The sequence below is a fragment of the Kineococcus sp. G2 genome (assembly GCF_037154035.1).
In the GTDB taxonomy this organism is placed as follows: domain Bacteria; phylum Actinomycetota; class Actinomycetes; order Actinomycetales; family Kineococcaceae; genus Kineococcus.
Genome location: NZ_JBBBEM010000138.1, coordinates 1 through 12,042, shown reverse-complemented (window position 1 = coordinate 12,042; position 12,042 = coordinate 1). Strand labels below are relative to the sequence as shown.

12 protein-coding genes are annotated in these 12,042 nt (G+C 72.4%); 4 read left to right on the top strand and 8 right to left on the bottom strand.

Annotation, left to right across the window (positions count from 1 at the left end; translation table 11 throughout):
- Positions 1-202: 202 nt before the first annotated feature.
- From V9U69_RS18805 to V9U69_RS18795, 3 genes are all read left to right on the top strand, one after another.
- Entirely contained in the window at positions 203-526 is a 324-nt protein-coding gene (locus V9U69_RS18805; protein ID WP_337063408.1) for a hypothetical protein, read from the top strand.
- Between the two features lie 526 nt (positions 527-1,052).
- Positions 1,053-1,853: a MobC family plasmid mobilization relaxosome protein gene (gene mobC, locus V9U69_RS18800; protein WP_337063407.1), complete on the top strand. Its 801-nt coding sequence runs from the start codon at positions 1,053-1,055 to the stop codon at positions 1,851-1,853.
- Positions 1,850-3,124, top strand: coding sequence for a relaxase/mobilization nuclease domain-containing protein (locus V9U69_RS18795; RefSeq protein WP_337063406.1), 1,275 nt, complete (start codon positions 1,850-1,852; stop codon positions 3,122-3,124). The genes mobC and V9U69_RS18795 overlap by 4 nt, the downstream gene beginning before the upstream one ends.
- 297 nt (positions 3,125-3,421) lie before the next feature.
- Here V9U69_RS18795 and V9U69_RS18790 read toward each other — a convergent pair whose 3' ends face one another.
- The 3 genes from V9U69_RS18790 to V9U69_RS18780 all read right to left on the bottom strand — a co-directional run bounded on the left by V9U69_RS18790 (position 3,422) and on the right by V9U69_RS18780 (position 5,040).
- Positions 3,422-3,838, bottom strand: coding sequence for a hypothetical protein (locus V9U69_RS18790; protein WP_337063404.1), 417 nt, complete (start codon positions 3,836-3,838; stop codon positions 3,422-3,424).
- A 202-nt stretch (positions 3,839-4,040) separates the two neighbouring features.
- Positions 4,041-4,592: an HXXEE domain-containing protein gene (locus tag V9U69_RS18785; protein ID WP_337063403.1), complete on the bottom strand. Its 552-nt coding sequence runs from the start codon at positions 4,590-4,592 to the stop codon at positions 4,041-4,043.
- Between the two features lie 163 nt (positions 4,593-4,755).
- A complete protein-coding gene (locus V9U69_RS18780; protein WP_337063402.1) occupies positions 4,756-5,040 on the bottom strand; it encodes a hypothetical protein in 285 nt (94 codons plus the stop codon).
- 210 nt (positions 5,041-5,250) lie between these two features.
- Here V9U69_RS18780 and V9U69_RS18775 point away from each other — a divergent pair, with 210 nt between their 5' ends.
- A complete protein-coding gene (locus V9U69_RS18775) occupies positions 5,251-5,988 on the top strand; it encodes a GAF and ANTAR domain-containing protein (RefSeq protein WP_337063400.1) in 738 nt (245 codons plus the stop codon).
- Between the two features lie 263 nt (positions 5,989-6,251).
- On the opposite strand, the gene V9U69_RS18770 is transcribed toward V9U69_RS18775, so the two are convergent.
- The 5 genes from V9U69_RS18770 to V9U69_RS18750 form a co-directional block, all read right to left on the bottom strand.
- On the bottom strand, positions 6,252-6,536 hold the full coding sequence (locus V9U69_RS18770) for a hypothetical protein (protein WP_337063399.1): 285 nt from the start codon (positions 6,534-6,536) through the stop codon (positions 6,252-6,254).
- A gap of 229 nt (positions 6,537-6,765) precedes the next feature.
- Complete coding sequence (locus tag V9U69_RS18765) at positions 6,766-7,350, bottom strand: recombinase family protein (RefSeq protein WP_337063409.1); 585 nt, start codon at positions 7,348-7,350, stop codon at positions 6,766-6,768.
- A 479-nt stretch (positions 7,351-7,829) separates the two neighbouring features.
- Positions 7,830-8,369 (bottom strand): HPP family protein, encoded by a 540-nt coding sequence (locus V9U69_RS18760; protein WP_337063398.1) that lies wholly within the window; start codon positions 8,367-8,369, stop codon positions 7,830-7,832.
- Complete coding sequence (locus V9U69_RS18755) at positions 8,366-8,833, bottom strand: hypothetical protein (protein ID WP_337063397.1); 468 nt, start codon at positions 8,831-8,833, stop codon at positions 8,366-8,368. The genes V9U69_RS18760 and V9U69_RS18755 overlap by 4 nt, the downstream gene beginning before the upstream one ends.
- Before the next feature lie 3 nt (positions 8,834-8,836).
- Positions 8,837-11,407: a molybdopterin oxidoreductase family protein gene (locus tag V9U69_RS18750; protein ID WP_337063396.1), complete on the bottom strand. Its 2,571-nt coding sequence runs from the start codon at positions 11,405-11,407 to the stop codon at positions 8,837-8,839.
- Positions 11,408-12,042: the final 635 nt, after the last annotated feature.

Sequence of the window (12,042 nt, the reverse complement as noted above, 5' to 3'; positions counted from 1 at the left end):
TTTTGTGGTGTTGTTGGCCCCCCCCCCCCGCTGCAGCCCTGCGGGCTGCGCCGGCGCGCTGGGCGCACCGGCAGAGAGGGCGTCGTGGTGTGCGGGCGATCGCGGAAAGTCGGGTGCGGTGGTGGTGGTGTTTCCGCGTGTCGTCAGGGTGCCTTGACGGCTCACGAGGTCGTCAAGGAGTCTTGACGACGTGGTGGATGGGGTGGCGAACAGCGTTGTGGACCCGACGACGCGAGCTGGTGTGGGTGAGGTGCGCTGGGTGCTGGAGGAGCTGATGGGCTCGGCGGCGGATCTGGCGCAGCGCTGGGACGCGCAGCGCGCGCTGGCGCAGGCGCGTGACGTGACCGACGACGCGGACGGCTACCTGCCGGACGACTTGCTGGTGCTGCGTGAATTGCTCGAGCGGTTGCCGGCAGCGGTGGCCGGCGAGCTGCGTGCGCAGGGGGCCAGCTGGGCGGAGGTCGGGGCAGTGCTGCGCACCTCCAAGCAGGCCGCGCACGAGCGCTACGGACGCGAGGGGCGCTGACTGCAGAGACTGACCACGGCCGCTGACTGCAAACGCTGCAGGCGACCGGCGCACGTTGTGGTGGGCACGCGCCCTAGGGGCACGAGCCCACCACAGCGTGCGCCGGTCAGGCGGTTTACGGGTGCGTGGGAAGAAGGTGCACCGTGTCCCGGTGCGGTGGTGCGCCCGGTGGCGCCGACGCGCTGGGCGCATCGGGCGCTGACCAGGCGCACCACCCCACCTACCTGACCGCACGTGCGGCGCTGGGGCGCCGCACGTGATGCAGCCCTGCGGGCTGCCCCGGCGCGCAGGGCGCGCCGGAAGGACCCGCGCCGGTAGACTCTGGTGGCCGGGATGCGAGGTATGACTAGCGTTACGCTGGCGCTTCACGGCTAGCCACCTCGCTGCCCGCTCGCTTCGCTCGCTGGCAGGGCTCGCCCTGGGGGCGAGCTGGTGCTGGCTCACTTCGTTCGCGCAGCACGCCCGACGCCTGGGGGCGCCGGGCAAAGGGCAGGGCCGGCGCGCAGCGCGCCGAGAAACGCACCGCGTGGTGCGCCACCTGCGGGTGGTGCACCGGCAGGAAAGGGAGGCCGGCATGGCGGGGGAGCGCACGCGCACGGTGGCGGTGCGGCTGAGTCCGGAGGAGCACGCGGCGTGGGAGGAGGCGGCGGCTGCTGCGGGGCGGGGTCGGTTGGGTGCGTGGGTGCGCGATGAGGTGAACGCGCGGCTTGCGGAGGGTGTGGATGCGGGTGCGGTGCGGGCTCGGGGTGGGCGCGCGAAGAGCGCGTCGGGTGGTGCACCGGGTGGTGTGGGTGTGGGCGTGGATATGGAGCTGGCGGAGGTGCTGGCGCGTTCGTCGGTGCTGCGCGGTGAGCTCTCGCGCGTGGCGAACAACTTGAACCAGGCGGTGCACGCGGTGCACGTGCACGGGGTGGGGCCGGGGGTGCTGGCGCAGCTGCGGGCGGCGGTGGTGGAGGTGCGCGCGGTGATGACGCTGGTGCAGGAACGGGTGGCGGGAGCAGGTGCCTCGGCTGGTGCCGCAAGGGCCGGTGCCGGCACGTCGAGAGGGGCCGCGGTGGCCGCGGTGGCGAAGGGGAAACGGGTGCCGCGGCGGGTGGCGCCGGCGACGCCGAGTGCGCCGTTCGGGACGCCGTTGAGCGCGCCGTCCGGTGCGCCGTCGAGCGCGCCCTCACATGCGCCGTCGGGCACGCCGGGGCCGGGGGATCGCCCTGCGCAGCGGCCAGGGCAGCAGCCGGTGAACCCGTGGCTGCGCGATGGTGAGCGCGATGCCGGGCACAGCGGTGGACGCGATGCTGGGCGCGATACCGGGCGTGGTGGTGCACGGTGATCGCGAAGATCACCCGGGGGGAGCGGGCGGGGGACCTGGCCGCGTACCTGCACGGGCCGGGCACCAAGGAGGAGCACGTGTACGCCGGGCGGTCCGGGGGTGCGGTCATCGGCGGCAACGTGTGCCTGGACGGCAGCCGGGACGGCACCACGTGGGCGTGGATCCTGACCGACGCAGCGCGCACGAGGCCGGACATCACGCGTCCGATCTGGCACGCCTCGCTGCGCTGCGCACCCGGGGATCGCACGCTCACGGATGAGGAGTGGGCGGAAGCGGCGGCGGTGTTCGCCGAGGCGATGGGCTTCGTGGACCGCATCGGCTCGGACGTGCCGTGGGAGCAGCGCGCGACGCAGCCGTGGGTGGTGGTGCGTCACGGTGAGGACCACGTGCACCTGGCCGTCTCGCGGGTGGGCTTCGACGGGCGGGTCTGGCACGCGCGCCAGGACTACCGCCAGGCGCAGGCGGCGTGCGTCCAGTTGGAGCAGATGTACGGCCTGAGCGTGGCGCCGCGAACCTCGACGAAGGACACCCAGCGCACCGCCGATCACCAGCTCAGCGCCGGGGAGTGGCGGCGCGGGCAGCGCACCGGGGCAGCCCCGGAGCGGGTGCAGCTGGCCGAGCGGGTGCGCGCCGCCGTGGACGCGGCAGCCGGTACGGGGCGCGACGGTTTCGAGGCCGCGCTGGAGCGCGCCGGGGTGGGCTACCGCGCCAACGTGGCGGCCAGCGGGCGGGTCAGCGGGTACTCCTTCACCCTGCCCGGGCACGTCGACGCGCAGGGGGAGGCGGTGTGGTTCCGCGCCTCGCAGCTGGACCGGGCGCTGTCGTGGTCGAAGGTCGCGCCTGTCCTCGAGACGCCCGTGGCCGCACCGGTGGTGCAGGTGCCGAAGAAGGCGCTGGAGTCCAAGGCCCGCCACGAGCGACGCGTGGAGCAGGCGCAGGCCCAGGCGGTCGCACAGCAGTCCGCGCAGCGTCTGGACGCGCTGCCGCAGGTGGTCGCCGCGCGGGTGAGCGGTGATGACGCGTGGTGGGCGCAGCGCCGGCGTGGTGGGGAGCAGGCCGGTGTAGCGGTCGCCGCGCGGGCGCGCGAGGAGGTGCACCTGGAGCAGGTCCGCCGGCTGCGTGAGGCCTCCTTCGGGCCTGCTGCCGGTCAGGGCCGCACGTCGGGTCGTGCGCGCACCGGGTCCGCGGAGCAGACCGCGCAGGCAAGACTGAACCGCACGGTCGGTGACCGCTCTCGTGGTGCCGGGCGTGAGGACGGACTGGGCCGCTGAGCCCGCACCGGGAGCGAAGCGAACGCGCTACGTCAGCGTCATGACAGAGCGGTCCTGCACGAGCCGTGCCTGAGTGAGCAGCATGGTGCCGACAGCAGGACCAGCACGTGCGCGGACGGAGCTACGCGATGACGAGCAGCGGCCGAGGTCGACAGCAGGATCACGACACGGGTGACGGAGACGACGGCGCCGGGGTGCGGGTGGGGGCCGGCGACGACGGTGACGGTGGTGACCAGGACACAGCCGGCACGTGACCTGGGACTTGCCGCGTCGCGCCGTGAGCGGGCAGGCGGGCGCCTACGCGACGGCGGTGTCGAGCAGCGCTTGGCCGTCGGTGTCGTAGACGTCGGTGCGGTGCACGTCCAGGTGGCGCGGGTGGGCCAGCACCGCCCAGCGCACGTCGTCGCGGTGCAGATCGTCCGCGACGCGTAGGTCCTCGCGGGTGCCGTCGGAGAGGTGCACCACCACGGCGCGCACATCGGCGCGCAGCTTGATCAGCCAGGTGGCCGGCTCGTCGACATCGCCGTGACCCCAGCCACCACCGATCCCCCGTCCGGGCGGCAGCGGGGTGCAGCGTTCTGCGGTGCCCCAGCACCGGCGCCCGTCAGCGGTGCGCACATCGAGCACCACGCCCGGCCCGCGGGGGGTGTCTTCGCCGTGCAGCGTCCACTGCGCGCCGTCGAGGGCGGTGCCGCTCAGCAGGAGGGTGTCCACCTGGCTCAGTGTGCGCTGCCTCTGGGGCCACGTCACCGGTCGCGCACCACCGCTGTGACGGCACCCGTACTTCGGCAGATCCGAGCGGCCGGTGACGTCCTGGCCAGCGGGATGACCGTGCGTGTCGGCGAAGCGATCTCCAACGCCCTCCTCCGTAAAGGAGGGGGAATGGCCGTAGCGGCGACGAGAGCGAGCTGCACCCTCAATCGGTCGCGGAGTCGACCCTGCGCCTGCTGCGTCGCTGGAGCGCGCGGGCGAGGCCTTGGCAGGCGAAGGTCGCCGGCAGCAGGAGGAGGGCTCCTCGCACGTAGGGCACGGGCCCTTTGATCAGCGTTCCGGTGGACCGTAGCGATTGACGTGCGCGACGCGTGTGGGGAAGCAGGACGGTCACGGCGGTGAGGACTCCCGTGGAGTAGCCCCCCAGCCAGCAGCTGGCGGCGAGGTGGGTGAGGACATGGCCCTGCAGGCCGGCCAGCACGTACTGGTAGAGGGGATCGCCTCCTGCCGAGCGGCGGCCTCGCTCGGTGGCGAAGGCCACCAGCACTCCCATCAGGGCGATGGCCGTGGCGGCTTCGACGGTGCTCACCTCCACCCGCTCGGCGGCGCGGCGGGCGGTCGGTGACGGCGAGCCGCGCAGGCGGGTGGCGAGGCGTCGTGAGGTCGCGGCCATGGTCAGGGCTTCTTCGAGGTCGTGGACGAGCCAGGTGAGGAAGAGTTCCGCGGCCAGCGCACGCTCACGGCTGCTGGGCGTCACCACCGCTGCCAGCGGCCGGCGTCGGTTCGCGCATGGGGAGGGGCGCACCGGGTCAGCATGCCGTTGGTCACCTCGTTGCGTGCGCACGAGCCCACTCGCAGCCGCCCGCACTTCGACATGAGCGGTACGTCGAGGCGGTCGCCGGACCCGTAGAGAAAGCGCGTTACCTACGGGGCCTGGGCGAGGCGCGCTGAGCGCGGGCAGCGACCACGGTGGCCACGATCGCCACCACCAGGCCGGCCAGCAGCAGGAGCAGGCTGGTCACCAGGCCCGTCCGCTCCACCGCGCCCGGCCGGCACCCCGCCGAGGAGTCCTCGTAGTCGCACGAGTCCCACGGCTGCCAGACGAAGACGAAGGTGGCGAGGCCGCCGAGCAGGGCCAGCGCCCCACCGACCCGCTGCACCAGGCGCACTCGTCGGGTGGGCTGGGTCTGATCGGCTGGGCGCACGCGTCCTCCTGCTTCCTGGTGGGCGAGGACCTCGCGAGAGGGACCTCACCGCACTGGAGCACACCCCTGCACGCCGTCACAGCACCAGGCGCCGATCACCCCAGGATCAATACCGTAAGGACCGTTCCGGTGCGGGAGAGCCTGGAGGGCCGTGTCTGACCGGTGAGGGCTGGTTGTGGTGCAGTGATGTTGCTTGACCAAGATGGACCCATGCGCGAGGAAGATCACAAATCAGGGCAGGGCGATCAGCCTTCGGCCCAGTACGTCGAGCCCACCAGCGGGCTCGGGCGGCAGTTGGCGGACTTGGCGCAAGAGCTGCACCGGCATGAAGACCCTCAAGCGGTGATGGAGCGCATCGTGGCCGCAGCAGCCGCGCTGGTGCCCGGCGCTGAGGACGCCACCCTCACCCGGGTGCGCGGCCAGCACGTGACCTCCGCGGCCGCCACTGATGAGCGCGGCCGGGGCCTGGACGCGCTGCAGGATCAGATCGGTGAAGGTCCCTGCCTGGACACGCTCTTCGCGCAGGAGGTGGTCCGGGTGGATGACCTGAGCACCGATGCGCGCTGGCCGCAGCTGGCCGGGCGCGCCGGTGAGGTGGGTCTGCGCAGCATGCTGTGCTTGCGGCTGTACGTCGCCGGCGACAGCCTCGGCGCGTTGGACCTGCTCGCGGCGGCACCGGACGCCTTCGATGAGGAGTCCGCGGAGGTCGGGCAGCTCTTTGTCGCGCACGCCGCAACCGCGCTGGCCGTCACCGAGCAGGTGAACAATCTGCGGATCGCCATCGCCAGCCGCGACGTGATCGGGCAGGCCAAGGGCATCCTCATGGAGCGCTTCAAGATCACTGCTGATCAGGCGTTCGCGCTGCTGACGCGCGTCAGCCAGGAGCGCAACCGCAAGCTGCGCGAGGTCGCCGACGAGCTCGCCGCGACCGGCCAGTTGCGCCAGTGAGCACCGTGTAATGAGCACCGTCAGTGAGTGCCGCCGTAGCCGGGCGCTGACACCTTCCGCGGGGCTCCTCGGTTAGGTGTGCTCGGCTGCCGCGACGGCGGGCGTGCGAGTGAGCGTCGCGATGAGCTGGTACCGAGAAGACGTGCCCGGTGCCGCTAGTCCTTCTGCCCCCACCCCGCTCGTACTCCGCCAAGCGCGAAGATCACCGCAGCTGGGGGGCGGTGCCGTGTGTCCACGCGCTGCGCGGTGCGCTCACGGTGCGCTCACGATGTCGGCTCGTGCTTTGCCACCTCGTGCTTCGGTACCTCGCACCACACCTGTGTGCAGCCCGGCAGTTGGTGCCAGCCCCACTGCCGGCTCAGCTCGTTCAGCAGCACGACTGCTTCGGCGGCCACGTCGACGCTCACCGGCCCGGCCAGTTCGACCAGGACGGGGAGGCGGTCGGGGTGCTCGTGCACTGTCAGGGCCAAGGCCCGGTGCACGCGCCCGCCGACGGCCATCAGCTCCGCTGCTGCCTGCACCAGGTCGTCAGCGCGCTCCTCGTCCAAGCCGCTCTGCTGGGCGTACAGACTGAGGAAGCGTCGAGCCTGTGCGAACGCGTCAGCATCAGGGGCCAGCTTCAGGTAGACCTTGTCTGCGGCATCTGGGTCAGGACTCACAGTGGATCTCTTCCTGAGTGCGGGGTGGGTGTACTCCGGTATCCGACACCTTCCGGGTGCCACCCGGCGCGGCGCGCTCTGATCACGCCGATGCAGGCACCCCGCCCCGTGCTGAACCTCATCGCTGATCAGCCAGCTCGTTGGCGCTCAGCGCCCGGTACAGCGTGGCACGCGAGACGCCCACGGCTTCAGCGGCCTCACGGGTGGTGCGCCCTTCGGCGAGCAGGCCGCGGGCGGCGGCCAGCTTCGCCGGGGTCATCACCGCCGGGCGTCCTCCGCGCCGCCCGCGGGCGGCGGCCGCTTCCAGGCCGGCGGCGGTGCGCTCACGCAGCAGGTCGCGCTCGAACTCCCCCAGCGCCCCGAAGAGGTGCAGCACCAGCCGTCCGGTGGCGGTGGTGGTGTCGATGGACTCGCTCAAGGACCGGAAGCCCACTCCCCTGCTGTCCAGGTCGTCGATGAGGGTCAGCAGGTGGCGAAGGGAGCGGGCCAGGCGGTCCAGGCGCCAGACGACCAGGACGTCGCCGGGCCCGAGCCGGGCCAAGACGTCGTCGAGGGCCGGGCGGGCAGCAAGAGCCCCGGAGGCGGTGTCGGTCCAGACCCGGTAGCAGCCGGCCGCGGTCAGGGCGTCGTGCTGCAGGGCGGGGTCCTGCGCGGTGGTGGACACGCGGGCGTAGCCGAGGAGGTGACCGGGGCGGCGGGTGATCGCGTCGCCGGGCGCAGGGGTCGAGGTATGGGTGGGCACAGCCGGGACCGTCTCAGAAAGCGCCCATGCACCGCTGGTGAGACGGAAGTTGTGGACACGGGTTCTGAGACGGCGTGTCGCGGCCCGGCGGCTCCTCCCCCTGCGGTGTCTCAGAAACGGTCGGCTGTGCGACACGAAGCGTCTTTGTGGAAAACTTTCAAGATCAATGCTTCATGCCTGCCCACGCGCCAGGTGAGGGCCTGTGTGGGCGACCTTCCCCCAGGGGGACCCGCGCAGCGGCACCCCGGGGCGCTGCCTCGTTCACGCCAGGGGCGTCCTGGAAGAGCTCAGCTGCTGGACGGTGCAGCACTGACCCCGGGCACGTTCGCCCCCGCATGATCGTCAGCGTCGTAGGGTCCTGCCGCACTGCCCTCGCGCTGGCGGGGCTGGTCGTGCTCGAAGGCGGGCTGCTCGCGCCCGTGTGGGCAGGGCCGACGCGCTCAGCGCCACAGGGGCAGCCGCACGCCCAGCAGGCGGCTGAGCGCGACGGCGAGCACGGTGACCAACAGCACGGCCGCCGCCATCGTCAGCAGCTCGACCGCCGAGGTCAAGATCCCGAGGCTGACGATGAGCGTGGTCGCGCCCGCGGGCGGGTGGGAGGCGTTCAGGACCTTGAGCACCAGGGCGGTCAGCGCCACCGACGCCGCGGCGCTGCCGATGCGGGCGGCGCTCAGGCCCTCCTGGGTCACCGGGGGGTGGTCGGTGAGTCCGAACAGGGCCAGGCAGCCTGCGCCGACGGCGATCGCGACGCCGTGCCCGATCAAGGTGGCGCGGGGGGTGGCCGACGCCTGGCGCGGGTTCTCGACGAAGAGCATCACGGTGGGCCCGAGGCTGGGGAAGAGGAAGGGCTGGTGCACGAGCATCCCGACCACGCCGCAAGCCACGAGCACGACCAGGCACAGCCCGAAGGCGTAGGCCCCGGCGCTGGCCGGGCCGCGGTGTTCGGCGGCCTCCAGCAGCCCGCCGTCGCCTCCGCTCACGTGCTGGACCCACTGGCGATCAGGGCCTGGGGTGCTGCCTGCTTGATGCGCGTGTTGAGCCACAGCAGCTGGCGCTGGGTCTCCTGCTCGCAGGCGTCGACCACGGCGATCAGGTCGCGGTCGCGCACGCCCTTGCCGGCCTGGCCGAGCACGGTCCAGGTGATGTCGACGAAGGAGGCCAGGACGTACAGGTCCTGCAGGTCGCGCAGCAGCCCCACCCCGCCGGAGCGCACGCCGGCCAGCCCGTCGGCGTGCAGCCGCTCGGGCTCGTCCACGCGCTCCTCCCCGTAGCGGTCGACCAGGGGCGCAAGGCGCTCCACGTGCCCTTGCGACATCGCTGCCATGCGGTGGCAGTCGGTGAACACGTCCGGCTCGGCGGCGTGGCCCTGCGCGACCTGGCGGAAGGAGTCCGCCAGGGTGGCTGAGGCCGTGTGCTGCAGGCCGATGTAGGTGGCGAGGTGCACAGCTCAACCCTCCGTCGGTGTCGTGGACGCCGTGGTGGACGCCGTCGTGCCGCCGGATCCGGGCTGGCCGGGGCTGGCCGCCGGCTCCGGGGCCGGGTGCGGTGCCGGCGCGGCGTCCACCTGCTCGTCCACCGCGGCGTCCGCTCCGCCCACGGTCGCCGGCACGCTCGCCGGGTCGGCCGGTGCCGAGGCGGTCGTCGTGGGGGCCGGCGCCGGTCCATCGGCGGCTGCGATCCGGGTGACCCGGGCGGCGCCCAGTTTCAGCAGCGGCTGCTTGGAGACGGAGTCCCACTCCGTGAGGGTGAGCTCGTTCGCGGCCCTGGGAGAGCCGTCGGGAGAGGCGCCGTCGGTGCCGGGCTGGTCCCAGTAGCCGTAGTGGAAGGGGGCGAAGACCACGCCGTCGCGCCCCCGCCCGATCCGCGCCGGTGCCTGCATCGCGCCGCGGGGCGACTCCACCAGGACGACGTCGCCCTCGCCGATGCCCAGGCGGTCGGCGTCGCCCACGGACAACTCCACCCACGCGCCGGGGGCAGCCCGGCGCAGCTGCTCGGCGCGGCCGGTCTTGGCGCGGGTGTGGAAGTGGTAGACGGTCCGCCCGCCGGTGACCGCGAACGGGTAGGCCTCGGGCGGCACCTCCGGCGGCTCCCCGTAGGGAGCCGCCTTGAGGACCGCCCGCCCGTCGGGCCGCTGGGCCCGGTAGGCCTGCGGGCTCGTGGCACCGCCGGTGAGCAGGTCGTGGCCGTAGCTCTCGCACACGTCGTGGTGGGTGGGGAAGTTCGCGTCGGCGTAGAGGCGGTCGGTGCCCTCGGGGGCCTCGTCGTTGACCGGCCACGGGATGCCGCTGCCGCCGCGGAGGCGGTCGTAGGACAGGCCGGTGTAGTCGACCAGGCGCCCACGGGTGCACTCCTTCCAGGCCTCGAAGACCTCCTCGGGGCCGGTCCAGGTGATCAGCGGGTCGCCGTCCTTGTCACGGAAGTCCATCCGGTGCGCGTAGTCCAGCCAGATGTCCAGGTCGCTGCGGGCCCGCCCAGGCGGCTCGATCGCCTTCTCCGACAGGTGCACGGTGCGGTTGACGTTGGTGAAGGTCCCCTGCTTCTCGCCCCACAGCGCGGCGGGCAGGACGACGTCGGCGAACTGCGCGGTCTCGGTCAAGAAGCCGTCCTGGACGACGATGAACAGGTCCTGCTGCTGGGCGATGGACCGGATGCGCGCCAGTTCGGGCAGGGACACCGCCGGGTTGGTGCCGGAGATCCACAGCAGCTTGATCGACCCCTGCTCGCAGTACCGCCAGATCTGCATGGCGTGCGTCGGAGGGGCCCAGTGGGGGATCATGAGCGGGTCGACGTTCCACAGCTCGGCCAGCTCCTGGACGTGCTCGGGGTTGGCCCAGTTGCGAAAGCCTGGCAGGTCGCCGTCGGCTCCGCACTCGCGCGTGTTCTGCGCCGTGGGCTGGCCGTTCATCTGCAAGATGCCGCAGCCCGGGCGGCCGATCAGGCCGCGCAGTAGGTGCAGGTTGTTCACCCCGCCGGAGGCGGCGGTGGCCTGGTGGGACTGGAAGAAGCCCTGCAAGACGGTGGACAGCACCCGCTGGGAGGTGCCGAAGATCTCCGCCGCCCGGCGCAGGTCGTCAGCCGGCACGCCACTGATCTCCTCGACGTGCTCGGGCGTGTACGGCTCGACGGTCGCCTGCAGCTCCTGCAGTCCCAGCGTGTGCTGGGCCACGTACTCGGCATCGACCCAGCCGCGGTGCAGCAGCTCGCGGGTCAGGCCGTTCATCACCGCCTGGTTGGTGCCCGGCAGCGGCGCCAGGTGCACGCCGCCGGTCGCCACGGCTGCCTCGGCCACCGCGGTCGTCCGGGGGTCGACGGCCACGATCCGGGGCGGGTCCTGCCCGTGGATCCGGTCCAGGATCCGCATCCACAGCACCGTTTGGGTTTCGGCCATGTTGTGCCCGAACAGGAAGATGGCGTCGGTGGCCTCGATGTCGGAGTAGGAGCCGGGCTGGCCGTCGGATCCGAAGTTCTCCTTCAACGCGGCGGCCGCGGTCGCGGTGCACAGGCGGGTGTTGCCGTCCATGTGGGGAGTCCCAAGGCCGGCCTTTCCGATCACCGAGAGCGCGTAGTACTCCTCCAGGAACAGCTGGCCACTGGTGTAGAAGCCGTGGCTCAGGGCTCCGGCCTCGGTCGCGAGGAGTTCCTTGGAGCGCGCGACGATGCGGCCCATCGCGGTGTCCCAGTCGCTCTGCACCAGCTGGCCTTCGGCGTCGCGCACCAGTGGGCGGGTGAGCCGGTCCGTCCTGCTCCACTGCCACGATCCGTACAGGCCCTTCGGGCCCAGGCGGCCGTGGTTGACCACGTCCACCGCGCGACCCCGGACCCCGACCATCCGCCCGTCCTTGACGGCGATGTCGGCCCCGCACCCGTTGCTGCACAGGACGCAGGCGGACTGCACCCAACGGTCGACGTCCTCCTCGCGCACCACGGGGTCCCGGTGCTGGTCCACCCTGACCGGCCACGGGGTGTCTCGGGCGTGCGGGGTGCGGGTGCCCCAGATGTCGGCGATGCGGTCGACCATGGACGTGCCTCCTGCTGATCGGTCCGGTCACACGCGACCGTGCCACATGCGCCTGCCCGCAGCGAGCGGTTCCACGCTGGGCGCGGCCGGCGGACCCCGCGGCCCTGCTCGCCTGGATTCAAGCCTCAACCGCACCGACGGCAGTGCCCCTCGAGCAGAAGGATGAGCGACTTGACGTCCCGATCGAGGACCGTTCACCGCGCCATCGAGCGAGCCAGCAGCCGCTCGGCATCACCACGCCTGAGCATCAGCGAGCCCTGGCACCAGCCTGCGCCCACCGCCGCAGCCACACCAGGACCGCTCCTCCACGCGTCTCACAACCGGTCACTTCTGCGACGGCGATCTTTCGCAGCGCAGCGTCACACTGGGCTTGACGATCCTCCATTCATGCCGGTGAACGCCCGCTTTCGCAGCGGGCTTCACCACACGGCTCGTAGCTCAGGGTGCAGAGCCAGACGGCCGGGCGCTGAAGTCACTTCGGCGAGCGGATGCTCCCTGCGAAGCTCGCAGAGCTGAGGCGTGATCACGCAGCCCCTGCTCACGGTGCCCGTTCCCACGCAGTGCCTGCCGGGTCCGCTCCAGTAGCGTCAGGTCGATGGCTCCCGTCCCAGGCTTCGGCTGGCGCCTGCGGGGCC

Excerpts from the sequence above, each read along its gene's own strand:
- V9U69_RS18775 (WP_337063400.1), top strand. The coding sequence starts at position 5,251 with ATGCGCGAGGAAGATCACAAATCAGGGCAGGGCGATCAGCCTTCGGCC.
- V9U69_RS18750 (WP_337063396.1), bottom strand. The coding sequence starts at position 11,407 with ATGGTCGACCGCATCGCCGACATCTGGGGCACCCGCACCCCGCACGCC.